Source organism: Catenovulum adriaticum (assembly GCF_026725475.1).
In the GTDB taxonomy this organism is placed as follows: Bacteria; Pseudomonadota; Gammaproteobacteria; order Enterobacterales; family Alteromonadaceae; genus Catenovulum; species Catenovulum adriaticum.
Genome location: NZ_CP109965.1, coordinates 162,071 through 187,074, shown reverse-complemented (window position 1 = coordinate 187,074; position 25,004 = coordinate 162,071). Strand labels below are relative to the sequence as shown.

General features: G+C 38.5%; 19 protein-coding genes, 1 tRNA gene and 1 pseudogene. 9 read left to right on the top strand and 12 right to left on the bottom strand.

Annotated elements, in window-relative coordinates; all coding sequences use genetic code 11:
- Positions 1-126: 126 nt before the first annotated feature.
- The 4 genes and pseudogenes from OLW01_RS00840 to trxA all read right to left on the bottom strand — a co-directional run bounded on the left by OLW01_RS00840 (position 127) and on the right by trxA (position 4,283).
- Positions 127-1,653, bottom strand: a pseudogene (locus OLW01_RS00840) (DUF3375 domain-containing protein).
- A 597-nt stretch (positions 1,654-2,250) separates the two neighbouring features.
- A tRNA-Arg gene (locus OLW01_RS00835) sits at positions 2,251-2,327 on the bottom strand.
- Between the two features lie 162 nt (positions 2,328-2,489).
- Positions 2,490-3,752 carry a transcription termination factor Rho gene (gene rho / locus OLW01_RS00830; protein ID WP_268074697.1) on the bottom strand — a complete coding sequence of 421 codons (1,263 nt, stop codon included), beginning with the start codon at positions 3,750-3,752 and terminating at the stop codon, positions 2,490-2,492.
- A 201-nt stretch (positions 3,753-3,953) separates the two neighbouring features.
- Complete coding sequence (trxA, locus tag OLW01_RS00825; RefSeq protein ID WP_262792608.1) at positions 3,954-4,283, bottom strand: thioredoxin TrxA; 330 nt, start codon at positions 4,281-4,283, stop codon at positions 3,954-3,956.
- Between the two features lie 108 nt (positions 4,284-4,391).
- On the opposite strand from trxA, the gene rhlB reads away from it, so the two are divergent.
- On the top strand, positions 4,392-5,666 hold the full coding sequence (rhlB, locus tag OLW01_RS00820; RefSeq protein WP_268074695.1) for an ATP-dependent RNA helicase RhlB: 1,275 nt from the start codon (positions 4,392-4,394) through the stop codon (positions 5,664-5,666).
- A 24-nt stretch (positions 5,667-5,690) separates the two neighbouring features.
- Positions 5,691-7,184, top strand: coding sequence for a guanosine-5'-triphosphate,3'-diphosphate diphosphatase (gene gppA / locus OLW01_RS00815; protein WP_268074694.1), 1,494 nt, complete (start codon positions 5,691-5,693; stop codon positions 7,182-7,184).
- Positions 7,185-7,201: 17 nt separating this feature from the next.
- Here the strand turns inward: gppA and OLW01_RS00810 are convergent, their stop codons facing one another.
- Complete coding sequence (locus OLW01_RS00810; RefSeq protein WP_268074693.1) at positions 7,202-8,044, bottom strand: DUF6279 family lipoprotein; 843 nt, start codon at positions 8,042-8,044, stop codon at positions 7,202-7,204.
- A 433-nt stretch (positions 8,045-8,477) separates the two neighbouring features.
- On the opposite strand from OLW01_RS00810, the gene hemC reads away from it, so the two are divergent.
- From hemC to modC, 7 genes are read left to right on the top strand one after another with little or no spacing between them, the layout of a single operon-like run.
- Positions 8,478-9,407 carry a hydroxymethylbilane synthase gene (gene hemC / locus OLW01_RS00805; protein ID WP_268074692.1) on the top strand — a complete coding sequence of 310 codons (930 nt, stop codon included), beginning with the start codon at positions 8,478-8,480 and terminating at the stop codon, positions 9,405-9,407.
- Entirely contained in the window at positions 9,394-10,149 is a 756-nt protein-coding gene (locus OLW01_RS00800) for a uroporphyrinogen-III synthase (protein ID WP_268074691.1), read from the top strand. Before hemC ends, OLW01_RS00800 begins: the two co-directional genes overlap by 14 nt.
- Positions 10,146-11,360 carry a uroporphyrinogen-III C-methyltransferase gene (locus OLW01_RS00795; protein WP_268074690.1) on the top strand — a complete coding sequence of 405 codons (1,215 nt, stop codon included), beginning with the start codon at positions 10,146-10,148 and terminating at the stop codon, positions 11,358-11,360. Before OLW01_RS00800 ends, OLW01_RS00795 begins: the two co-directional genes overlap by 4 nt.
- Entirely contained in the window at positions 11,357-12,553 is a 1,197-nt protein-coding gene (locus tag OLW01_RS00790; RefSeq protein WP_268074689.1) for a heme biosynthesis HemY N-terminal domain-containing protein, read from the top strand. Before OLW01_RS00795 ends, OLW01_RS00790 begins: the two co-directional genes overlap by 4 nt.
- Before the next feature lie 32 nt (positions 12,554-12,585).
- Positions 12,586-13,353, top strand: coding sequence for a molybdate ABC transporter substrate-binding protein (gene modA, locus OLW01_RS00785; RefSeq protein WP_268074688.1), 768 nt, complete (start codon positions 12,586-12,588; stop codon positions 13,351-13,353).
- Positions 13,353-14,045, top strand: coding sequence for a molybdate ABC transporter permease subunit (modB, locus tag OLW01_RS00780; protein WP_268074687.1), 693 nt, complete (start codon positions 13,353-13,355; stop codon positions 14,043-14,045). Before modA ends, modB begins: the two co-directional genes overlap by 1 nt.
- Complete coding sequence (gene modC / locus OLW01_RS00775; RefSeq protein ID WP_268074686.1) at positions 14,035-15,141, top strand: molybdenum ABC transporter ATP-binding protein; 1,107 nt, start codon at positions 14,035-14,037, stop codon at positions 15,139-15,141. The genes modB and modC overlap by 11 nt, the downstream gene beginning before the upstream one ends.
- A gap of 113 nt (positions 15,142-15,254) precedes the next feature.
- Here the strand turns inward: modC and OLW01_RS00770 are convergent, their stop codons facing one another.
- The 7 genes from OLW01_RS00770 to OLW01_RS00740 form a co-directional block, all read right to left on the bottom strand.
- Positions 15,255-17,663 carry a right-handed parallel beta-helix repeat-containing protein gene (locus tag OLW01_RS00770; protein ID WP_268074685.1) on the bottom strand — a complete coding sequence of 803 codons (2,409 nt, stop codon included), beginning with the start codon at positions 17,661-17,663 and terminating at the stop codon, positions 15,255-15,257.
- Between the two features lie 690 nt (positions 17,664-18,353).
- Positions 18,354-19,169, bottom strand: a complete 816-nt coding sequence (locus OLW01_RS00765; RefSeq protein WP_268074684.1) for a symmetrical bis(5'-nucleosyl)-tetraphosphatase — start codon at positions 19,167-19,169, stop codon at positions 18,354-18,356.
- 15 nt (positions 19,170-19,184) lie between these two features.
- A complete protein-coding gene (gene apaG / locus OLW01_RS00760) occupies positions 19,185-19,568 on the bottom strand; it encodes a Co2+/Mg2+ efflux protein ApaG (protein WP_268074683.1) in 384 nt (127 codons plus the stop codon).
- A 5-nt stretch (positions 19,569-19,573) separates the two neighbouring features.
- The gene (gene rsmA, locus OLW01_RS00755) at positions 19,574-20,368 is read right to left on the bottom strand and encodes a 16S rRNA (adenine(1518)-N(6)/adenine(1519)-N(6))-dimethyltransferase RsmA (protein ID WP_268074682.1); all 795 of its coding nucleotides are present in this window, start codon (positions 20,366-20,368) and stop codon (positions 19,574-19,576) included.
- Positions 20,358-21,350 carry a 4-hydroxythreonine-4-phosphate dehydrogenase PdxA gene (gene pdxA, locus OLW01_RS00750; protein ID WP_268074681.1) on the bottom strand — a complete coding sequence of 331 codons (993 nt, stop codon included), beginning with the start codon at positions 21,348-21,350 and terminating at the stop codon, positions 20,358-20,360. The genes rsmA and pdxA overlap by 11 nt, the downstream gene beginning before the upstream one ends.
- Positions 21,350-22,639: a peptidylprolyl isomerase SurA gene (surA, locus tag OLW01_RS00745; protein WP_428980180.1), complete on the bottom strand. Its 1,290-nt coding sequence runs from the start codon at positions 22,637-22,639 to the stop codon at positions 21,350-21,352. Before surA ends, pdxA begins: the two co-directional genes overlap by 1 nt.
- 16 nt (positions 22,640-22,655) lie before the next feature.
- Positions 22,656-24,965, bottom strand: a complete 2,310-nt coding sequence (locus OLW01_RS00740) for an LPS-assembly protein LptD (protein ID WP_268074680.1) — start codon at positions 24,963-24,965, stop codon at positions 22,656-22,658.
- Between the last annotated feature and the right edge of the window lie 39 nt (positions 24,966-25,004).

Genomic DNA, 25,004 nt, shown 5'->3' with positions numbered 1-25,004 from the left:
CGCGCTCTATTGCGCCCTGCCACTTAGTTTGTTGTGATTTAACTTGTAATAATTCCCCAACAAATGGCAGCTCGGATTCATCAATATCTAATTGCTGACAGATATAGGCGCGTACATTAAGCTGCTTTATATTAATATTAGATTTACGTTGTTTAAGTGCTTGTAGCTCATCCTTGATTTGTTCACTCTGCTGCGTTGAGGTTTGAACGGCTTGTTCTTGGGTAACTTAACTTGCTTATTACCAGCTTCGCCGCGCCAGTTAATCATTTGTGAACTGGATTCATCTATGGTGGCTATCTGATCTTGTTCGCATGCTAATTTAACGTAAGTTAAAATTTCATCCAGCCCAAATTCAACCGGATAACGACTAACCACATCCGCTAACGTAACTTGCCCTTGTGTGTCTTGTAAGCAAGTTTGAATCTGGCGCTGTAATAGCTGCTCATCAATTCGGCTTATATCAAACAGTCGACTAAGATCAACATCTGGCGCTTCTTCTACGTCAGGTATGTCTGTATTCAAATTTTCCTGTTGTTTAGGCTGCTATAAGGATCGGCTGAACAGTTTAGATATATTCGCGCTAAAGCTATCAATTGAAGTGAAGCGCTGCTCTGGCTCTGTCTCGAGTTGATGTGTTTTGTTTTCAAATTCGCGGATAAGCTCTAATATACGTTTGTTATCTTGAGATTGCTCCTGAACGTAACGTCTGAGCTGCTGGTTAATTTGCTGTTTGGTTGTGTTGACTTGCGCGCCAGCTTCAAGCAAATAAGTATATAAATGCTGCAACAGTTCATCTTGCAGTAAAACAGCCCGACTCTCAGGTAATTCAAATAACGACTTTAAATCGTCACGCATATTCTCACGCATATCAGGCCGCATCAGTAATTCAAAAAATGCGCTAAATGACTTACCTTCATCTGAGCCATCAATTAAATCCTGATCACCAAATACAGTATCTAAAACCTGACCTTTATGTTGACCGGTGGCGGTGATTTTTTTACGGGTATCTTTATCCAGCACTCTAAAGTTCGCTTCAACCTGACGAAAATCACCTAATAAATGACGGGACATATCTGCCAGCAAATAAACCTTTTCCCGAATTTGAGTATCAGAATATCCTGTGTCCATACCAAGTTTAACGGCTTCTATTTGCTGTTCTAATTGCGCTTTTTGAGCTTCAAGTGATGCTAACTTAACGTCGCTATCTTCGGTTGTACCCTGCACTAAATCAGTGATTAAGCTGAGCAACATTTGCAATCTGGATTCAGTACCAACAAAACTTTTACCTTGCATGTCTTCCAGCCAACGCAGTGCTTTTTCAACATCAGGTAATAAATCACATTCAGGTTCATCTGCTTGTAACGGTAAAAATTTACGTAAATACCCACCTTTTACATTCACCCAATCGTCAATATAAGCTTTCGCTGATTTTGGGTATTTGTCTGCACCGTAAGTTTCAGCAATATCCGCTAAATGATAATCCAGCAAAGTCACTAATTCTTGATAGGCAATGCTGCGCCGGTTTTTACTTAAAAAAGCTTGATGTAAAAAACTACCGATCAGCGGAAAATTTGGAGAACGCAGCAACTTTAAAGCTAAACTTTGCTCTTTGAGGTAATCTAAAAATTCGTAATTAAACGGACTGGCAGGCATAAACTCGCATCAAAAAAACTGTTAATTTAACCAATCTATCTAAAAAATAACTCGATACATAGATGCTTGCGCGTTAATATTTAAATTTTATCAGGCCCGCCTGCACAACAGCGTTTTTAATACGCTAACTTACCGTTTTTAAAAAGTTTAAGGTTTCGCTAGTAAGCTGCAAATCTCTGCAGTTGCATCAGATGCATTACAACCTTCAATAGCTAATACCAGTAATGGTTTAAATCTGGTTTTGTTTGCGCAGTTGCGGCGATGTATTCAATTGACTAGCATTTAACTCTCCCCTCCTACTGACGAGTATGTGCCACCAAAGTAAGGGTTTCTATGGTTATGGGGTATTTGATTTAGGGAAGTCTTTTAAATTAAACATGACTATTAACTGTACTTTCGACTTGTTTATTTCAGCAAATATATTCACGCTGAAAAATCGCATTAATATCACGGATTAATTATACATTCCAAAAGATTGATTTGCGGAAGGCGCTTACATTAATTTACTACAGACTTAATAAGGTTGGAATTGGGAAGTTAGGCCAAATAAGAAAACAGCTTTAAAGCTTTTAAAATCAACAAGGTATAAAAAAGAAATGGCGCGCCCGGAGAGATTCGAACTCCCGACCAAGTGGTTCGAAGCCACCTACTCTATCCAGCTGAGCTACGGGCGCGTAGGGTGTTAACTCGATTAAGTTAACTAAAGCTGATTCTATCGATTATCTTGGAAGATTCCAGCTTTTTTTGATATTTTTCGCTTAACTGATTAAAAATAAAGCGATTATCTCCAAAGAGTAATAATCGCTTTATTTAATAAGTGTCAAGTTGAGCTTAATTTACTTTTGACGTCTCATTGCATCAAAGAATTCATTATTGGTTTTTGTCATCGACAATTTATCAATTAAAAATTCCATCGCATCAACTTCTGACATTTCATGAACAATGCGGCGTAAGATCCACATTTTTTGTAATTCATCTTGGCTAGTTAATAGCTCTTCTCGGCGTGTACCAGAACGGTTAAAGTCTAGCGCTGGGAATACACGTTTTTCCGCAATTTTACGGTTTAAGTGAATTTCCATGTTGCCCGTACCTTTAAACTCTTCATAGATAACTTCATCCATTTTAGAGCCGGTATCAATAAGCGCAGTAGCGATAATGGTTAAGCTGCCGCCCTCTTCTACATTACGCGCAGCGCCAAAGAAACGCTTTGGTTTATGTAGTGCATGTGCATCAACACCACCTGTTAATACTTTACCTGACGATGGGATAACTGTGTTGTAAGCACGTGCTAAACGGGTAATTGAGTCAAGTAAGATAACCACATCTTTTTTGTGTTCAACTAAACGTTTTGCTTTTTCAATGACCATCTCAGCAACTTGAACGTGGCGGCTGGCTGGTTCATCAAACGTTGACGCAACCACTTCACCATTGACCAATCGCTGCATTTCGGTTACTTCTTCCGGACGTTCATCAATCAATAATACCATTAACAAACAATCTGGATGGTTCGCACTAATGGCTTGCGCTATGTTTTGTAATAGCATCGTTTTACCGGCTTTTGGCGGTGCTACTACTAAGCCACGCTGGCCTTTACCTATAGGTGAGGCTAAATCTAAAACACGTGCGGTTATATCTTCTGTGCTGCCATTACCGCGCTCCATTCTAAGTCTTTCGTTAGCATGTAGCGGAGTTAAATTTTCAAATAAAATTTTGTTGCGCGAGTTTTCAGGCTTATCAAAATTAACTTGGTTAATTTTTAATAGCGCAAAGTAACGTTCGCCTTCTTTTGGTGGACGAATTTTACCGGCTATTGAGTCACCTGTGCGTAAATTAAAACGACGAATTTGTGAAGGTGAGACATAAATGTCATCAGGTCCCGCCAAAAACGACGAATCAGCAGAGCGTAAGAAACCAAAACCATCTTGCAGGATTTCTAGTACACCATCGCCAAAAATGTCTTCGCCACTTTTAGCGTGCCTTTTTAAAATTGCAAAAATGATATCTTGTTTACGTAAACGAGCCATATTGTCGAGTCCCATTGACTCTGCAAGTTGGACAAGTTCGTTAATTGGTTTGTTTTTGAGTTCCGTTAAATTCATATTGGTGGGTTCTTTATCTCAGAGACTGGCTGAAACTGTACAAGTACATAAGTGATTTGATTAAAATTAAATGGAGTTTTCGGAAAGTTGTTGGGACTATTCCCAAAACGTCTGGAAGTTAAGTTAGCACTTAACGTTGAATAGATCCAGAAAAAAGAAGCTCTTTTTTTGAGCTTCTTTTAAAAGTGTCTCAATTACAACTTATAAACTTTCGTCTAACCATTGTTTTAATTGAGTTTTAGACAAAGCACCAACTTTAGTTGCTGCTACACTTCCACCTTTAAATAATAATAAAGTAGGAATACCGCGTACACCATATTTAGCTGGTGATGCGTTATTTTGGTCAATATTTAATTTACCAACTACTACTTTATCTTGGTATTCAGTTGCGACTTCGTCCAAAATAGGGGCTATCATTTTACAAGGGCCACACCACTCTGCCCAAAAATCGACTAAGACTGGCTTTTCAGAGTTAATTACATCTGTTTCAAAGCTTGCGTCGGATAATGTTAAAATTGCTTCTGAGCTCATTGAGTTCTCCAGAATTATGACGGCATTTGCCGATGGAAATAAAACAAAGTGGTTTTTTAATCGATTCAGATTCTTTTTGCAAGCTTAAACTGATATGCTTGAGGCACTATGACAATACAAACACACTTATCTGAAGTTGAATTTGCATCACTTTCGATGCATGAAAAGGTTCAACAAGCGTTAGCTGAAGCTAACTATAAACAATGCACCCCCATCCAAGCTCAAAGCTTACCTTTGGCATTAAATGGTCAAGATGTAGCCGGTCAAGCACAAACTGGCACAGGTAAAACCATGGCTTTTTTGGTGGCAATATTCAATCAACTATTAAAGCAAGAAGTCCCAGCTGACAGGCCTGCCAACCAAGTTAGAGCGATTATTTTAGCGCCGACTCGTGAGTTGGTTGTGCAAATTCATAAAGATGCTGCACTGCTTGCAAAACATACAGGTTTAAAACTAGCTTTAATCTATGGCGGCGATGGTTATGAGAGCCAAACTAAGCAATTAGAAGCCAGCCCAGATATCGTGATAGGCACCACTGGACGTATTATAGATTACTATAAGCAAGGTCTAATTAATCTAAGCAAAATTGAAGCTGTGGTCTTAGATGAAGCTGATCGTATGTTCGATTTAGGTTTTATCAATGACATTAGATTGTTGTTCAGACGCATGCCTGAACCTTCAAAAAGACTTAATTTATTATTCTCTGCTACTTTATCAATGCGAGTGCAAGAATTAGCATATGAACACATGGACAGCCCTACTCATGTTCATATTGCCCCCGAAGAAATGACTAACAATCGTATTTCAGAAGAATTATTTTATCCTGCCAATGAGCATAAAATGATGCTTTTGTTAACCTTAATGGAAGAAGAATGGCCAGATAAAGCGATTGTATTTTCAAATACCAAACATGACTGCGACAAGGTTTTTCAGTGGTTAAAAGCAGACGGGCACAGAGTTGGCTTATTAACTGGTGATGTTCCGCAAAAGAAACGCCTGAGTATCTTAGACAACTTTACTAACGGACACTTAGATATTTTAGTAGCAACAGATGTTGCGGCTCGTGGCTTACATATTCCATCTGTGACTCATGTATTTAATTTTGATTTACCAGATGATTGTGAAGATTATGTTCATCGTATTGGTCGTACAGGTCGTGCTGGCGAATTTGGACATGCAATTAGCTTAGCTTGTGAAAAGTATGTTTACAATTTACCTGCAATTGAAGAATATATAGATCATAGTATTCCAGTGAGTAATTATGATGCCAGTGCTTTGCTTGATGATGTGACGCCACCAAAAATATCACCTAGACGCAAAATGCAACGCGGTCGACAACAAGTCAATCGCAAACCGCACCATAATAGAGGCCACCGACAATAGTTAAAAGAAGGAAGCCAAGCCTAAATGCCAGAGCAAAATTATCCGATTTATGCAGCCATAGATTTAGGCTCAAATAGTTTTCATATGTTAATCGTACGTTCAGTTGAAGGTAGCGTACAAACCATAGGAAAAATAAAACGTAAAGTGAGATTGGCTTCCGGGCTACAGCAAAATGGTGAACTTGACCAAGCCGCTATGTTACGCGGCTGGGACTGTTTATCTTTATTTGCAGAGCGCCTGCAAGATATTCCCCCGCAAAATGTCCGTATTGTTGGCACCGCAGCGCTTAGACTCGCGCAAAACAGACAAACTTTTTTAGATACAGCCGAAAGCATTCTCGGGCATCGCATTGATATTATTAGTGGTGAAGAAGAAGCCAAGCTTATTTATGTAGGTGTTGCCCATACTTCAGGGACCTCAAAAACTAAGTTAGTGATTGATATAGGGGGTGCCAGTACTGAAATCGTTGCCGGTGAGCGCTTTGAACCTAAAGTCGTTAATAGTTTAAATATGGGCTGCGTGACCTTCCGTAATCAATTTTTTGTCGATGGTGCTATTACGCTACGCGGATTTGAACTAGCAAGTGCTGCCGCACAAAGTGAATTAAACGGAAAAATACAACCTTACATGGCATTTGGCTGGCAAGCTTGTTTAGGGGCATCGGGTACACCTCAAGCCATTCAAGAGATCTTGATTGGCCAAGGCCAGAACGAAATGATTACGCTTGATAAATTATTAAGTCTCCGCCAAGCCTGTATAGATTGCGGTCATATCGACAAGTTAATTTTACCCGGATTATTAGAAGAAAGACGACTCGTTTTTGTGAGTGGCTTAGCTATTTTGATCGCATTATTCAAAGCGTTTCATATTGATTATATGGTGGTAGCAGGCGGCGCATTACGCGAAGGTATTGTTTACGGTATGATTCCTTGCTTACAAAACCAAGATATACGCCAGCGAACCCTAACCAGTTTTGTTCAGCGTTACCACTTAGACCAAGAGCAAGCTTTAAGGGTTAAAGCGATGGCACTTAATTTATATGAGCAGCTATACGCTCCTTGGTCGCTTGAGCAGCATGAAAGCCGCGCTATTTTAGAGGCTGCGGCCGTGTTGCATGAGGTTGGATTAACGGTTGACTTTAAATTTGCCAGTAAACATGGTGCTTATATATTGTCCAACACCGCTATTCCAGGGTTTAGTTTAGCTCAGCGCAAGTTACTTATCTCAATGGTTCGCAATTATCGAGAAGATATTGCAATTAATCGAATTAACCAGCAAACCATGACCAGCCCTGTCCTTGCAGGACAGTTAACTCGAATTTTACGCTTAGCTGTTATTTTAACAATGCGTCGTAAAGATGAAGTACTGCCCAAAGTTAAAGTGAAAACAAATCATATAAATGAATTAGATCTTCACTTTGAAGAAAACTGGTTAGCGAATCATCCATTAATGGAAAGTGAACTTAAACAAGAGCAAACGTATCAACAAATGGTAAATTGGCAACTTACTTATCGTTAAACTGCACCAGCTCAAGGTTACGAAGCTGATTGTTCAATGAGCTCTTCTAGCTCTTGAAGGTATTCGTCTATTTCATCATACAGATGCTGTTTTTGAGTGTCGCTAGCCTGTGCAATAAATTGAGATAAAAATTGCGCGTAAAGCGTTTGATTTAAACCAATAATCTGTTGTAATTCAGGGCTTCGCATTTGATCAGGATAACCAAGCAGGTCTGCCAGCTTCTCAAATTGATCTAGCGCTTGGTTGTTAAACAATAAAGCCTCAAACTGTTTGAGGTAATTTTGTCTATAATTAGACCACATCGTTTGACTCGACTGATATTTAGTCAGTTGTGTTTTAATTTGCTGTTCTTGCTTATCCGTTAAGCGACCAAACCATTTTTTAAAGGTTTTTATATTGCGATTTTCTGTATCTTCAACTTGCTCTTTTAATGATTTTTCTGCAAATTTATTTGCTTTTTCTTCTAATTCATCCGCTATATTATCAAGTAGTTCTTGCTTTTGTTCAGCAGACAAAGTTAACAGTTGGTGGGTGACATCCGGCGCTATATGTTCTAACAAGTTAAGCCAATGTGATCGAGCCTGATGCGTATGAGCTAAAATTTGTTGTGAATTAATACCTTGTTTGATATCCAGTTTTAATTGTTTTAACTGGTCATAATAAAGCGGAAGTTGGGTTTTTCTGTGCCACTGGTGCCAACTATTGAAGTGCTTTTCAAATAACTTGTCTTGCGAGTCGGTTAATTCAACAAAATCATCTAAGTACCAATTAGCAAACCAATCTAGTTTATTATAATAAAATGAGATTCCGCAGCCTGTTAATAAAGGCCAGAGCACCAGCAACCAAAATATTTTTTTCATTTTTACTCCTTTGCATTATATTGCTGACATTCAAGTAGCCTAATGTAAAACCACACAGATTTAGTTTCCAAAAAACGCGACTTGTTTACCTTTTAATACAGCCTTAGGCCTTAGTTCGATCGCCTTTGTTCAATATTTTATCGAAAAAATTGATATACATAGTTCGCCATTATCGTGACTCGGGTGAGCGAGCATATAAACTAAATTACTTGCACTCAACAATGAAAATATTTAAAGCTAACAAACAGTCATTGGTCACAATCCAATAAAATCAAGCTGTACTTTCAAAAACTTAAGTATATCTTACCAACTAAGCATACAAAGGCTTAAAAGTATTAAATTAAACTAAGTTAGGTTGGGAATTAACGCCTTTTAAGCTAAGATAGCTTTTAGTCTCCCAGTTTGGGTAAACAATAAAGGTGATTGAATTTATATGAAAAAGCATCTTCGCATTGCAACACGCGATAGTTTATTAGCACTTTGGCAAGCAGAATATGTGCAACAAGCACTACAGAACGAACACCCAGAGCTCACCGTTGAATTAATTAAAATAAAAACTAAAGGCGATAAAATTTTAGATACGCCATTAGCTAAAATTGGTGGTAAAGGTTTGTTTGTAAAAGAGCTAGAAGTCGCCATGCTAAATAACGAAGCAGATATTGCAGTTCATTCAATGAAAGATGTGCCGATGGAGTTTCCGGAAGGTTTAGGCTTATCTGTTATTTGTGAAGGCGAAGATCCAAGAGATGCATTTGTTTCTAATAAATTTAATAATATAAACGAGTTACCACAAGGTGCAGTTGTCGGCACATCTAGCTTACGCCGCCAATGCCAATTGCTTAGTTTACGACCTGACCTAAAAATAAAAAGTTTACGGGGTAATGTACAAACTCGATTACGTAAACTTGACGAAGGTCAGTTTGATGCCATTATTTTAGCTTGTGCGGGTTTAATTAGACTTAAATTAACGGATCGCATAAAACAATCAGTTCCCCCTGAAACTATTTTACCTGCCGTTGGCCAAGGCGCAGTCGGTATTGAATGCAGAACTGATGACGCTGATACAAAAGCCTTACTTGCTTGTTTAGGTAATGAAGAAACCAGTATCCGTTTACGCGCTGAGCGTGCATTTAACACCAAACTCAATGGAGGCTGCCAAGTACCTATTGCCGGTTATGCTACTTTTGAAGATAACCAATTACGCTTACGGGGTTTAGTTACCTCTTTAGACGGTAAAGACAGGTATTACACAGAACAAAAAGGCGCCATTGAAGACGCACATCAACTAGGCGTAAAAGCAGCGCAAGCTTTATTAGATGCAGGTGCAAAAGTGGTGCTTGACGAAGTTTATGGCGACCAATAATAGTTATTGTATATTTCATCCAAGACAAGGCGAACGAGCCGAGCAATTAAATAAATTGCTCGGCACAGCTGGTTTTCACTATATAAACCAGCCGCTATTTCATGTAGAAGCGGGCGAAGACAGCACCAATATAAATAACCCTGAGCTATACAAAGAGCACGACTGCTTAATTTTTACCAGCCAATATTCAGCGGCCTATTTAGCTCAGTTGATTAACCCACAACTACTGCACTCATTGCAAAATCATTTAGCCATTGCAGTAGGCCAAGCCACAGCAGATAAACTTAAACAACTTGGCTTTACACATATTATCACCCCAAGTGAGGCTAATTCTGAGGGCTTATTAGCATTAACAGAATTACAAAATGCTCAGCACGCTATTTTATTTAAGGGTGAACAAGGCAGGAATCACATTTCTGAAAGTTTTAAACTAGCCAATAAAGTATTAAATACCTACAATATATATAAAAGAACTTGGCAACCACTTGCAATTAGTCAACTAAACAAAATCGCCACTGCGGATTGTTTTGTATTAACCAGTGGAGAAAACGCCAACTTTTTAATTGACCAAGCCAATACAGCATTATTTAACAAGCTAAAAACGGCGCTTTGCTTAGTGCCCTCTGAACGCGTAAAACAGCAATTAGAACAACATGGTTTAACTCAAGTAAAAAATATTCATAGCGCGAATAACCACGACATTTTAACTGCGCTGCAGACTTTAAATGGTAACCCTATATGACAGAGCAACAAGACGATCCAAAAAAAACCGTTGAACTGGATACTGAAACCTCCGCAAATACAACTGAGGCAGCACCAAAAAGCACACCTGTAGAGAAAGCGCCTGCGGCTGAAACAAAACCAGAAACAACAACCGAAGCCACAGCGCGTAAAACCACTAACAAAGAACCCAATACAAAAAAATCTGGTTCAAATTGGGTTGCTTGGGTTGCACTTTTGATAGCACTGGCTGTCGCAGGGTTTGTCGCTTGGGCTTATTGGTTATACTGGCAAGACACTCAACAGCAAAAGCAACCGGATGATAACCAACAGCAACAAACTCAGCTGATAAACTCAATTAAAAGCAGTCAGCAAGAATTTAATAATCAACTAAACCAAAAGCTATCTACCTATCGCTCACAAATAGAGCAAAACTTAAAAACTCAAAAGCAAGACGTTCAAAAGTCGATTGAGCAATTTTCTGTCAGCCAAATAAGTAGTCATAATCAAGCCATATTAATTGATGCTAAGTATTTGCTCACACTGGCATCTCGCAAACTGCATATTGAGCAAGATAAAGCCGGCACTATTGCTGTGCTTAAATTAGCACAAGCCAAATTAGCAGAGCAAAATAGTAATAGCCAATGGTTTAATTTAAAAAATCAGATATCAGATGACGTAGCTCGCGTACAAACTTTAGATGAAGCTGAATTAGATAATATATTTTTTAGCTTAACTGAACTCATTCGCCAAGTGATGCATTTGCCACTGAACCAAGCCAATTTACCCGAAGAAGTTGAAAACCCAGTAGAAGACAGGGCACCAACTGAAGACATTAGCATGTCGAATTTAAAAATTATCTGGCATGACTTTTTAGAGTTATTTATGCCAAAACAAAGATCAGGTGAAGTTGAGCCTTTATTAACGCCTAAACAAGCGCAAAATATTCGTCAAAATTTAATCAGTAAATTAAATCAGGCGCAGTGGGCTGCGCTACATCAAAAACAGTCTATTTATCAATTAGCTTTGCAGCAATCAGGTAACTGGATCCAACAGTTTTACCAACAAGAAAATGCAGATGTGCAAAAGGTGATAGACCAATTAGCTAAACTGCAAAACAAACAGCTTACTCAAGATTTTTCTACATTAGAGCTAAAATCACTGGGTGTCGTTGAAAATTTAATTAATACATCGGCTCAGTCATCACAGTTAAATAATAAGGTAACACCATGATCAAAATTCTGCTGCTTTTTTGCTTTGCATGCGGTTTAATGGCCGTTGGTGCATTTGTAGTAGAAGAAAAGGGTTATGTCTTAATTTCAGTAGCAGACTGGACTTGGGAAGCTAGCCTATTTGGCTTTGCGCTACTACTACTGGCTATTTATATTAGTGTTGTTTTGCTTAGTTTAATTATACGTTCAGTGTTTAATGCGCGTAAAAATTGGCGTGCGTGGCGAGTGGAAAAAAAACAAAACCGCAGTTTAAACAGCTTACAAAATGCCATTGAAGCTTTGTTAAATCAACAATGGCAAAAAGCCGAACAACAAAGTTTAAAACATGCCAAAAACAGCCCTATATCTAGCAGCCATTATTTAATTGCGGCCGAGGCCGCTCGTCAGCAAAACCATAACGATGATAGCAGCGTTTATTTATTGCGCGCCCAACAAAGTGGCAATGAAACAGACAAACAATTGGCTATTTGTAAAAGCTTAGTTCAAGAAGGTAAATCAGAACAAGCCATTCAAAATTGTGAAGCGCTACTAGCAACAGAACCTAAACACTCTGAAAACTTACTTATGCTTGCTCGGCTTTACCAACAAACTCAGCAATATGAAGCGCTACGCGAGATTTTAAGTAAAGTTAAACGCTATACAGATATAACCAAATCCGAATTTAGAAAAATGGCCATTGAATCTTTTGAGCCATTGTTTAAACAAGCAGAAAAAGATAAAAATTTAAAATTGCTACAACAATATAATAAAGCGCTGCATAAATTTATTGAACAAGATACGCATAGTGTAAAGGCGTACTTAGTCAGCTTAAATAATGCAGGTTTTAACAAAGAGCTTGAAGCTGCATTAATTAAACTATTTGAAACAGAAATAGATCGCCAAAATATCGTTTTATTTAACCAATTAAATTTACATCAACCTTTAAAGTTAACAGCTTGGATTGAAAAGCAAATTAAAAATCAGCCTAATAATGCTCAACTAAAAGTATTGCTTGCAGTAGCTGCAGGAAAAAACAACGACTTGCAATTAGCTCAACAAGCATTAGAAAGCGCGCTGCATCAACACCCTGAGCAAATTGCAACAGCGGAAAATTATGCATTGTTAGGCGATATATATAACCAGCAAAATCAAGATAAAAAAGCGATTAGCTGTTACCAAAAAGGCTTATCATTGACGTCAAATACGAATATATAAACCTTCACTACACTTTTTTAAAGGTTGATACTTTGCCACTTTCAATGATTCGAACTGGGTACAAACACTTTATATTATGTGCGCTTGCTTGGTTTTCGGTTAATGCCAACGCTGAGCAAGCTATTATCGCCGTTGCCTCTAACTTTACGCAGCCGATGCAACAGCTTAAAAATACCTTTGAGCAAAGCTCTGAACACAACATAAAGCTATCATTTGCTTCATCAGGCAAGCTTTATGCGCAAATAACTCAAGGTGCGCCTTATGCCGCTTTTTTTTCAGCGGATCAAGTTAAACCCATATCGCTTGAAAAGTTAGGTTTGGCTGTTGCAAATACTCGGTTTAGTTATGCAACTGGCCAACTGGTTTTATGGTCGCCGCAAAATAATTTAAGCTTAACTCCGGCCAAGTTAGATTTAACCTCATTTAATAAAATTGCCATTGCTAACCCTAAATTAGCCCCTTATGGAAGTGCAGCGGTTGAAACCCTAAAATCTTTACAACAATATAAATTTACCAAAAAAAATTTAGTATATGCTGAAAATATCGCCCAAACCTATCAGTACGTATTTACTCAAAATGCCCAAATTGGATTTATCTCAGCTTCACAACTCAGTCAACATAAAACAGGTTCATATTGGCTAATACCGCAAACTTACCATTCACCTATTTTACAAGATGCTATATTGCTAAAATCGGCACAAAATAACCAAGCCGCTATTGATTTTTTACAATTTATAAAAAGCACAAACGCAAAAAACATTATTCATCAATTTGGTTATAAAACCAACGGTTCATTATAATGCTTGAGCTTAATCCAGCTGATTATTCTGCGATTTGGCTGACATTAAAACTGGCAGCTGTTGTCACCCTAATATTATTAATTATCGGTACACCTTTAGCTTTATGGCTGGCTACCAGCCGCTCAAAAATAACGCCTTGGATTGATGCTTTAGTCGCCCTGCCTTTGGTTTTACCCCCAACTGTGATTGGCTTTTATTTATTATTAGCCATGGGGCCAAATGGGCCAATAGGCTCCATCAGCCAATGGTTTGGTATAACCAGTTTTGCGTTTAGCTTTACGGGTTTAGTGATTGGCTCAGTATTTTATTCGCTGCCTTTTGTGGTTCAACCTATTCGAAATGCCATTCAGGCCATGGGCAAAAGGCCATTAGAAGTAGCCGCGACATTAGGTGCAGGGCCTATAGATCGCTTTTGCACTATTATTTTACCTAATGCAAAACCCGGTTTTATGACGGCTGCGGTGTTAGGTTTTGCCCATACCATTGGCGAATTTGGGGTAATTTTAATGATAGGTGGCAATATTCCGGATGAAACTCGGGTAGTCTCAGTACAAATTTACGATCATGTTGAAAGTTTAGCTTACGCTCAAGCCCATCAACTTTCGGCTATCATGCTGGTATTTTCATTTTTTGTTTTATTGCTGGTTTATTCGTTAAACACTCGCTCGGGGAAACAAGCTCGTGTTTTCTAACCCGTTACCAAATGATCATCAATTGCTTATTAACTGCCGAGTTAAACGAGAGCAGTTTACTGCTCAGTTTAACCTTAACTTACCGGCTCAAGGCATTACGGCTATTTACGGGGCATCAGGCTCGGGCAAAACCAGTTTATTAAGATGCATTGCCGGATTAGAAAAACACACGGACAACCAAGTGCAATTTTTAACTCAAACTTGGCAACATCAGCAAGTTTTTATGCCAACTGAAAAACGAAATTTAGCCTATGTTTTTCAGGAAGCCAGTTTATTTTCACATTTAAATGTTGAACAAAATTTGCATTACGCCCAAAAGCGAGTTAAAAAGCAGAAAAAACAAATACTCAATGATAAAAAAATCATTGAGTTATTTAAAATTGAAAATTTATTAACTCAATTTCCAGCAACACTTTCCGGCGGCGAAAAGCAAAGAGTCGCGATTGCTAGAGCACTATTAAGCCAACCTCAGTTATTATTAATGGATGAGCCTTTAGCGTCTTTAGATAACCAGCATAAAAATGAAATTTTACCCTATTTAGAAACACTAAAACGTGAATTTAATATCCCAATAATTTATGTCAGTCACAGTGCGGATGAAGTCGCTCGACTAGCCGATCATTTAGTGGTTTTGGATAAAGGTCAAATCATTTCATCCAAGCCGCTTAAGGAGTCTTTAGCTTATTTGAATCATAGCCTTGTAGACGATCATGCTATTTATATGAGTGCTCACGTGACTGAGATATCGCAGACGTGGCAGCAGATAAAAGTTGCCGTAAGCTCCTCAGCCAGTAACGTCACAAGCCATTTGTGGTTAAGCGATAATAATTACCAAGTAGGTGATGAAATCCGGCTTAAAATTCAGGCAAAGGATGTCAGTATCAGCTTAACTAAAGCCACAGATTCGAGCATTCAAAATATTTTAGCGGGTGTGATTAAACAAATTACAACTGACAAACAGAACATGAAGTTGATTAGCATTAAAGTCAACCAACAAATTTTTTTAGCGCAAGTGTCAGCTAAAGCAGTTGAGCAACTTAGCTTAGCGATAGAGAAAAAAGTATTTATTCAGATCAAAGCTGCGGCTCTATTATAAATCCGTTATTTTATTGATTCTGAATTAAGACGAAGCAGCCAATCCTAGTTCAAGTGAAAAACGCAGCATCATATTTAAATAATGCTGCGATTCGTGTCATAAAGCATAAACAGTTAGAATTTTGTTCTATGCAAGCTAATAAAATGCGTAAAGTAATATTTTAGGCATAAAGCCAATAACAAAGATAAAATAGTCCAATAAGTGGTACTGCCACCGCCGCTTGATTTAGACTCTTCTTCTGGCTCAACCTCGGGTTCTGGCGCTACCGTTTTATCTTTAATCGTTAAGGTAATAGAATCTTTATCGCCTGCAATTGCATTATTTAATGCCCCCATGGTAATCACCAAAGTTTCATCAGATTCCAGTTGGTCATCTGCCATGGCTGTCATGCTTAATGACGCTTCCTTACCTGCCTCAATAACAATGCTGCCCTCATTTAAATTATGATCTTGCCCCTGTGCAGTACCGCTGATCGTATAAGGTATGGTCACCGGATAATTCATCGCATAATCAGACAAAATTACTTTTATAGTAATGGTTTGGTTTTCATCAATATTGGCATCCTGAGCAAAATTTGCCGTAGGCTCCTCTGTTATTGGCTCAATACAAGATTCACCCGGTAACCCGTAACACCCATTACCAGTCGGGCCTAATTTTTGCTCCCATGTAATACCAGCAACCCATTGAGCATTATCACCATTTATTTCATAGGCACCTACATCTGGTTTCCCATCTGTTACATCATCTGTAAAGTCAGGAATAATTTTTCCTGCATCCACTGCGGCTGTGCCCGCTTTAAGTTGAAAGTTACCATTTTCATAATCGACAAAAGGCGAAGTTGAAATAGTCACATTGTTTTGTTTATCTGACTGCGGCTCCCATGAGTTTTTATCTGAAAGGTTATTCCACACTTTCACATTTGAAAATGAAGTCCCCTCTTTATGCCAAGCCCCCATGGTTGCACTGCCATTCCACAAAGTATTATTGTAAATATTTAAATCAGTTCCATCCCAATTAATTTGGATATTTGACCATTCCGTATTCCATATAACATTATGGTGTACGTCAAAGCCTTCGGCATCATTATCTAAATAAATACCTGCTGCTTTACTTTTACTGCCACTCGAATACGCATCATGCAGCCAATTATGATGAATTTCAGTATGACTTGGCCCACCCACTGTATAAAAAAGGCCACAGTCATCGGCTATAAGGTTGCTATAAGATATGTCATTGTAGGCGTATTCTGCGTTGTCATTAAAACCTTGAATGGCATCTCTGCCGGCGCGGGTAATGGTATTATTTAATACCTTGGTATGATTACCGCCCCTTGCATTAATAATGGCATCATAGTTACCTAAATAATTAAAATCATGAATATAAGAGTCTAATATTTGAGTGCGTTCGCCTGAATCATAAATACCAGTGCCTGAACCAAAACCGATTTCGCTTTTTTCAATAACATTGTTAACCGTGTTAAATTGATTCCAATCACTACGAATATTAATGCTTTGACTGCCCGACGCAAACCCAGAAACCACACCTAATGTGTAATTACCATATAAGCTAGTAACAGCATAAATATGGTTATTTGACGCCCCATTAGTGATTTCAATTGAACCACCAAATACCGCAAGATTTTTTATATGGATGTGATTACGAGCAGAAAGATCAATTGTTTTTTCACGCTTACGCATTTGTACTTGATCTTCTGTCGGCATACTTCCTTCAGGTAAATAAACATATAACTTTTTGTTTTCAGCATCAAAATACCACTCATTTTGATAATCTAATGCCGCTTTTATGCCTTGAAGAAAAAAGTCACCTTTGTCTGCTGGCGCATGAAAAGTACGGATCCAACTCGGATTTTTATTTAAGTCAAAATAAACTCGATTACTGGTATTGCTGGTTATAAACGCACGCCAAGTAGTCCAGCCTGACCCTGGTTTATCACCATAAAAATAAATAGAGCCACCTTTAGACCAATCGCCTTCTGGAATCCCTTGATCATAATCAAGATAAGCATTATCGGCTATTTCACTCGCGCTACCACCTGTATTTCTTAACGAGTTTTGCGTAAAGGGGTCACCATCCACATTATTCGGCCAACGCGCTAAATCCATGGCGGTCCGCCCTTGCATCACAAAGTTCGATTGACCTAGATCCCAATCAACATCAGCAACATAAATATTTTCTGAGTCGGCAGACCAACCATTAATAGGTTCCATCGCGGTAATAACGACTTTTTCATCTTGATAAGATTGAAATACAATAGGGTTTGACTCTGTACCAGAGTTAGCGGGTCTCAAAATTTCATTGTAAACGCCCGCTCTAATATTAACAGTATCACCAGCCACCGCTATTTCTGCAGCTTTCGATAAAGTTAAAAATGGAGTTGATAAGCTTCCGTCGTTGCTATCATCACCATTATTTGCCACAAAATAGTCGGCAGCATTAATGAATGGTGAAGCCACAGTTGAAACCACCACCAAGGTTATCCGCATTATTTTTGTTAATTTCATTCCCATGAGCAACTCTCGTTTATTATGTGAATTTTAGTTTTCATATTCAAACAATAATATACCAGATAAAAACAAAATCAAATATAAATTAACATTTTTAAATACAACCATAAACAAGATAAAATATCTTAAATCTAAAATTAAAGCAGCTTGAAAAACATGGGGGAATAAATAGATAATGCGTTATAATCAGGCAATGCTTAAGCGTTTTAATACAGGCATTGGAAAAAGATAATTAATTTAAATAAATCATAAACTTAAACCTTAAGCATTTGATTTTTTATGATAAAAACTCCTTCTTTACTCCCGATATTTTTCAAAGACGTTATGGCGCTCTTCATGTTTCAAGCATTTAGAATAAAGGAATTTAGATTAAAACCAACAATCACAATGTGAACCAAACAGGCCTACCGCATGTTAACCTTTTGTTTTAAACGCAATTAAAAGTCAAATATAAAAACAATAATTCACAATAAAATTAAAAAAGATTTAGTTTTACAGCTAAGTAGGATTTATTTTATCAGAAAAATCGTTTAAACCAGTTGTGAGCGAGCGCAACTAGATAAATCTCTTCAGTCTAGTTATTTGAATCGCACTATATGAAGTTTGAACCTATGTTTGTCTCGGCTTTGGCACACAGCATTAAAACCACCAAGCAGGCATATAGATCAATGGCTTTTATATTTTATCTTAAGGTAAACTCTGCTGAACAAAAAACTCTTTGGTTTCGGCTTTATAAATCGTTAATTTATTACCCCAAACACATCCAGTATCTAATCCAATAAAATTTGAATCATCCGTTTTTCCTAATAACGCTGCCCAGTGACCAAAAACATGAATAGGTGTAGGTGTGGTGGTTTTAGGTTTCAATTCAAACCAAGGCGATAAATTAAGCGGGGCTTGCGAGGGTGGTTGTTTAGTCTCAAAGTCGAGTGCGCCATCATCGTCAATAAAACGCATTCGGGTTGTTGTATTAACAATAAACCTGAAAGCTTCTTCTTCAGTTAAGTGTGATCGCCATTTTCTAGGCTCGTTCCCGTACATTCGTTCTAACCAAATTTTATAATCTTTTGAAGCTAATTTTTGACGTGCTTGGTCAGCTAATTCCATTTGCGTTTCAAGTGGTACAAAAGGATGCGTACCGGCGTGGCTTACAATAATGTTAAATTCAGGATAATAACGGATCAGAGGTTGGGTTCTTAACCATTTTGCGTAATCACTAACCATTGGAGATTGAACAAGCTTTTTTAGTTTGTCGTTTTTTTTATCTTTAAATAAACCAGCATAAATTGAGAGCAAATGCAGATCGTGATTACCTAAAACAGGCTCTACCGCATGCCCCAATTCAAGCATAAGCTTGGCCACTTTTTCAGACGCAGGGCCGCGCGCGACTAAATCGCCAACAGGGCATAAAACATCTTGAGTAGGATCAAATTTAACTTTGTCCAACAAACGCATTAGTTCGTCATAACAGCCTTGAATATCACCTACAAAATAATGCGCCACTACCCTGCTCCAAACTTAATTTAAGATGTTTGGCTGGGCAAGCCTAAAAACATCAATATTTGCTTTAAACGGAGATGCGCTTTCAATTTCGATCATATCGTAATAGCCCTGCATAGTCGCAACCGGAGTATCAACTACGGCTCCGCTGGTATATTGAAATTTACCATTGGGTTTAATAACGGGCTGCTGACCAATCACGCCGTCACCTTGCACTTCAACTTTTTTTCCATTGCTGTCGGTAATTAACCAATAACGGCTTTTTAACTGTACGGCCTGTTGACCTTTGTTTTGAATGGTTATCGTGTAAGCAAAAACGTATCTGTCTTCATTAGGATCAGACTGCTCATCAACGTAATAAGTTTCTGTTTGAATCTGAATCGATTCTTGTGGATTAATCATAATAACTACTTCTGACTGATAAATTGTGCAATTTGAATAAATTGAGCGAGTGATAATGCTTCAGCTCTAGCTTTAGGGTCGATAGATAAAGATAGCATTTCTTCTTCATTAATTAACTCTTTCAAGCTATTACGAATGGTTTTTCGGCGCTGATTAAAAGCGGCAGCCGCAACTCGCTCAAGCATTTTAGTGTCTACCTCTGCCCGTTTCGCTTTAGGGGTTAAACGTACAACCGCAGAAACTACTTTAGGGGCAGGCGTAAAGCAAGCTGGATCAACCGTTACCACAGTTTCAGCATCACAGTAATATTGTGTCATCACACTTAATTTACCAAATGCTTTGCTGCCCGGGTTAGCACACATTCGGTCAACCACTTCTTTTTGTAACATAAAGTGCATGTCAGATATTTGGTCACAAAATTCAAATAAATGAAACAATAGCGGGGTTGAAATGTTATAAGGCAAGTTGCCAAATAATTTCATTTTTTGCTCATTAGTTATCAATTGCGAAAAATCAAACTTCATGGCATCTGCTTGATAAACGTTGAGCCTACGTGTTAATAGTTGATCTTCTTCAAAACGTTCAACTAAATCTTTATCCAATTCAACCACATTAAGCCGCTGTACTTCTGCTAGTACCGGAAACGTAAGCGCACCTAAGCCCGGACCGATTTCAACCATAACGTGCTGGTCGTCTGGAGAAATAGCATTAACAATTTCACCGATAATATAATCATCTGTCAAAAAGTTTTGGCCAAAACGTTTTCTTGCTCTGTGACCTAAGTGAACCTTATCTGTCATTTTTTGATCTTTCCGCTAAGGTGATGGCTTCATTTAATGCCACTTGAAAACTACCCACTTCTGCAAGTCCGGTGCCGGCTAAATCAAGTGCTGTGCCGTGATCAACTGAAGTTCTAATAAAAGGTAAACCTAAAGTAATATTAACGGCTTTACCAAAACCTTTGTATTTAAGCACGGTTAATCCTTGATCGTGGTACATAGATAGTACCGCATCCGCATTTTGTAAATATTTATCCTGAAACAAAGTATCGGCAGGTAAAGGACCAATAATATTCATGCCACGATCCCTAAGCGTGTTAAGCGCGGGGGTAATGGTTGTAAGCTCTTCAGTGCCTAAATGACCATCCTCACCTGCATGAGGGTTTAATCCGCATACATAAATGGTTGGTTTATCAAGACCAAATTTACTTTGCAATTCGCTGTGTAAAATTTCTGTGACTTTAATTACTCTGTCATAGGTAATGGCTTTAGACACATATGCCAATGGAATATGTGTTGTCATTAAAGCAACTCTTAGGCCCTCTGTTGCTAGCATCATAACAACGTCTGCAGTATTTGACTCAGTTGCAAAAAACTCGGTATGGCCGCTAAATGAAATACCAGATTTATTAATAATGCCTTTGTTTACAGGCCCTGTCACAATAGCAGCAAACTCGCCATCCATATTTTTTTGGCAAGCAACACGCATAGTTTCTACTACATATTGACCATTTTTTGCATTTAACTCACCGCAAACAACCGGTGCTTTAAGCGGTACAGGTAAAATAGTTAGCGTACCTTTTTTTTGTGGCATAGCAGCTTGGTTTGAATCGTATTCAGTTAATTCAATATCAATGCCCAATTGCTCCGCTCTTTCAAGCAACAGCTCTTTTGAACCTACTACAACTAATTGTGCAGGCCAGTCGTACTGGGCGATTTTTAATACAAGATCCGGCCCAATACCGGCAGGTTCACCTGGTGTAATTGCAATTCTAAACGTCATTAATTGTTATCACCTAAAATTTCGATATAAGCTTGATCTCGGATTTCACGTACCCAAGCTTCGGCTTCTTCATTAAACTTTCGATTAAACAACATACGGTACGCATTATCTTCATAGGCAGAGTCAGTTGCATCTTGAATTCTACGGTCTATCAACTGAACAATGTGCCAACCGTGTGCTGTTTTAAAAGGTTGTGAATATTCACCTGGCTCAAGTTCTGCCAGTGCATCTTTAAATTCTGGAACATACATAGAAGGATCTGCCCAGCCTAGCTCACCGCCTTTAGCAGCAGAACCGGGATCTTCTGAATGTTGTTTAGCTAAATCAGCAAATTCTTCATTGCCAGCTTTAACATCTTTTAAATATTGGGTCAGTGTATTTTTTGCTTTTTCATCACTAACAATAATAGACGGCTTAACTAAAATATGGCGAGCATTAACTTCTGATACTTCAACAGTTTCACGACCACGTATATCAATAATTTTTAAAATATGGAAACCGGCACCACTTCGAATCGGGCCAATTACTGAATTTTTGCTTTGATCGGTAACGGCTTCCGCAAACAAAGTTGGCATTTCGTTTACATTCATCCACCCTAAGTCACCACCATCTAACGCTTTTGCGCCCGCTGATGAGCCAATAGCGACTTTTTTAAAATCGCTTCCATCGTTTAATAATTCTATTACTTTTTCGGCTCGGTTTTGGCTGCTTTCAATTTCACTGGCTGTCGCATCTGACGGTAAACCAATTAAAATATGACCTAAATGATACTCTTCATTTTTTTGACCACGTTCTTTTAACAGGGTGACTAAACCGTCTATTTCTTGCGGTGAAACGTAGATACGGCGAGATACCATGGCACGACGAACTTCGTTAGCGGTTAGCTCCTGACGTACCTTTTCAAGATAAGATTCATAGTTGCCACCACTGTAAATTACTTGCTGGCGTAAGTTTTCAATGGTGGTTTCTTGTTTAAGTGCAATTTCTTGAACAGCTTGCTGAACTTGAGCATCACTCACTTCTAAACCAATGCGTTGAGCAAATTGTTGCTGTAATTCATTTACTATAAGGCGCTCTGTTACTTGAACTCTTAGTGCTTTATCAGAAGGTAATTCTTGTCCTGAGCGACTCGCTTGTTGCTTAAGCTCTGCCATTAAGTCTTGTATTTCGTTTTCTAAAACAACCCCTTGGTTTACCACAACCGCTACTTTATCTAGTAACTCAACAGCTTGTGCATTTGACATGATTAACATCCAACTCGTGCACAACAGGGTTATCATTTTTTTAATTTGTTTCATCAATCACTCACTGGTTTAAAAAATTAGGTGTTCGGTAGCCAAAGATACCAGAGTTTAATACCCCTAGTGCCTGGCTCTTGCTGCTTCCAAAGCCTTTAATTGTAAAGGTTAACATTAAGCCTGAATCTCTTTCATCGGTGGCAACCGATGTTTGACTGTCGACTGCAGCCAGATTAGTTTTCACTCTTGTTTGCCAGCCAAGTTGTAGTTGCCAACAACAAGATTCATACAATAGACCGAATCTAGCTTCAACAGTTCGATCTAACTCAAGATCTTGGTGTATACTAGCAAATGTTTGCCACTGAGGGCTAATTTCCCATAAGCTGGAAACACCAACCTGTTGAATTGGGTTACCGGAAATGTCTTTAACAAACCTGTGACTGAACTGTACTAAATGGTCATCATTTCGATGATAATCAAGGGTTAGCTGACTTTTTCGGGTATTACCTTGTTGGGTATCAAATTGTAACCCGTAATGTAAAAACCAAACTTTACGAATATCAAAATCAGCTTCAAGTGCCAGTGCTGATTCGCCTTTTTCAGTGGTCTGTTTAAAATCGACAAAATCTGTTCTCGATTCTTTTAAATAAAATATTTGGCCAACACTGAATCTAAATTTCTCTCGGTTTTCATCACTAAATAAACGAGTTGTCATCCCTAACGTGACTTGGTTTGCTTCGGGTATTCGGTCTATACCACTAAAACGGCTCTCGCGAAAAAGGCCTAAATAGTCATCTTGTAATAATGCGGTATCGTATAACCCTATGTCAGATTGATCAGTATAAGGCACCCGCAAATACTGTGCTCTGGGCTCTAAAGTTTGCTTCATTGCACTACCAAACCAATCAATAGGCCTTTCTAAAATGATTCGACCATTGACTCTAAAGCGCGGTAAAACACGATCAATTTGTTGAAAGTCGCCTTCTTGCAAATCGCCGTTTACAGTTTTTTCTTGTAAATAAATCGTTGATGCAAGTGAACCTTGCGCCATTACTTCCCATGCGGGTCGATACATAGACCAAGTAAGTTTTGGTTCTGAGTGTAGTCTAAATGCTTCTGTTAAATTCGCTTCATCTGATTGAAACCACGCAAACTCGGCAGGCAAATCAAATGACCAATTTTCGTCGTTAACAAGTCCACCATACCAAAACTGCATTTCTGGCAAGGTTCGGTAAGGTCGGCTGTGCTCACCAAATACTTCAAAATCCCGTACCGTTAAATTAAATGACCAATCTTCTTGCTGCTGATAAAGACTTAAATAACGCTCAACGTGAGTATCTACTTCGCTGTAATTTTGAAACCCTAAATCACTAATGTAACCATCATCGCTCAATAGCATTATGTCAAGATCACTTTTCCAGCTTTGAAATATATCTAAACTGTTTTGCCATCTCATTGCCATTCTCGACTGGTTCATGCCGCTGTCTGTAATTTCATCAGGCTGGAAAGCTCTATCATGTGGCATCCATTCAAGATAAAACTCACCTTGGTAATTTGGCTGTAAATATCTAAATTCGCTTCCTAATTGCGCGCCTCTGTCTGTCATTACTCTTGGGGTTAAGGTCAAATCAAAATTTTCAGCAATATTCCAATAATAAGGCACACTAGCATCGACCCCTCGCTGAGATGACGTTGAAATACTTGGGTAAAGCCAGCCAGTTTTGCGTTTATCACTCAGCGGGAAAGATAAATAAGGTAAATACAAAACCGGCACTTCAAAAATCTCAATTCGACTGCCCCACGCTTCACCCCATTCATCATCAACCGATAATTTAATTCGGTTTGATATTAGTTGCCAATCAGGCGCATTTTGTGGCGGACAATTAGTAAAATCAGCATTAACTAGCTCGATACTGGCATTTTTTTGATCCACTCTGAAAGTTTCAGCTTTACCATGCCCGGTAAAGTTTGCTAACTGATATTTAGAGTCATTTAACTGAATTGCAGATTGATCAAGTTCTGCTTGCAAAGATTCGCTATAAACCTTGGTATCGCCACTTGAAAATACAATACCACCTGCCGCAGTCATCTTGTTACGGTCATTCGAAATTTGTGCACTGTCAGCGGTTATTGAGTTATTGCCTTGAATAATGCTCACTTCACCAAAAAATTTAGCTGAGCTATCGCGACCAACTTCGGTTTTATCCGATACTATCATCAGCGCATTTTCGTTTACATCTTCCAAGCCTGCCCATAAAGTAGATTGCACCGATTTAACTTGCTGATTGTCGGCCGGTTGAGGCTGATGACATTGAAGCTGAGCAGCAATTAAAGGTGGACAAAAAGCACCGATTAAAATGAAAAAAGTACGTATCACGCGAATAAAAACCAAACTCGAAAAATGAGGAAAAATACC

Bases quoted from the DNA above. Each gene is read 5' to 3' on its own strand.
- rho (WP_268074697.1), bottom strand. From the start codon at position 3,752: ATGAATTTAACGGAACTCAAAAACAAACCAATTAACGAACTTGTCCAA.
- trxA (WP_262792608.1), bottom strand. From the start codon at position 4,283: ATGAGCTCAGAAGCAATTTTAACATTATCCGACGCAAGCTTTGAAACA.
- rhlB (WP_268074695.1), top strand. From the start codon at position 4,392: ATGACAATACAAACACACTTATCTGAAGTTGAATTTGCATCACTTTCG.
- gppA (WP_268074694.1), top strand. From the start codon at position 5,691: ATGCCAGAGCAAAATTATCCGATTTATGCAGCCATAGATTTAGGCTCA.
- OLW01_RS00810 (WP_268074693.1), bottom strand. From the start codon at position 8,044: ATGAAAAAAATATTTTGGTTGCTGGTGCTCTGGCCTTTATTAACAGGC.
- hemC (WP_268074692.1), top strand. From the start codon at position 8,478: ATGAAAAAGCATCTTCGCATTGCAACACGCGATAGTTTATTAGCACTT.
- OLW01_RS00800 (WP_268074691.1), top strand. From the start codon at position 9,394: ATGGCGACCAATAATAGTTATTGTATATTTCATCCAAGACAAGGCGAA.
- OLW01_RS00795 (WP_268074690.1), top strand. From the start codon at position 10,146: ATGACAGAGCAACAAGACGATCCAAAAAAAACCGTTGAACTGGATACT.
- OLW01_RS00790 (WP_268074689.1), top strand. From the start codon at position 11,357: ATGATCAAAATTCTGCTGCTTTTTTGCTTTGCATGCGGTTTAATGGCC.
- modB (WP_268074687.1), top strand. From the start codon at position 13,353: ATGCTTGAGCTTAATCCAGCTGATTATTCTGCGATTTGGCTGACATTA.
- OLW01_RS00770 (WP_268074685.1), bottom strand. From the start codon at position 17,663: ATGAAATTAACAAAAATAATGCGGATAACCTTGGTGGTGGTTTCAACT.
- apaG (WP_268074683.1), bottom strand. From the start codon at position 19,568: ATGATTAATCCACAAGAATCGATTCAGATTCAAACAGAAACTTATTAC.
- rsmA (WP_268074682.1), bottom strand. From the start codon at position 20,368: ATGACAGATAAGGTTCACTTAGGTCACAGAGCAAGAAAACGTTTTGGC.
- pdxA (WP_268074681.1), bottom strand. From the start codon at position 21,350: ATGACGTTTAGAATTGCAATTACACCAGGTGAACCTGCCGGTATTGGG.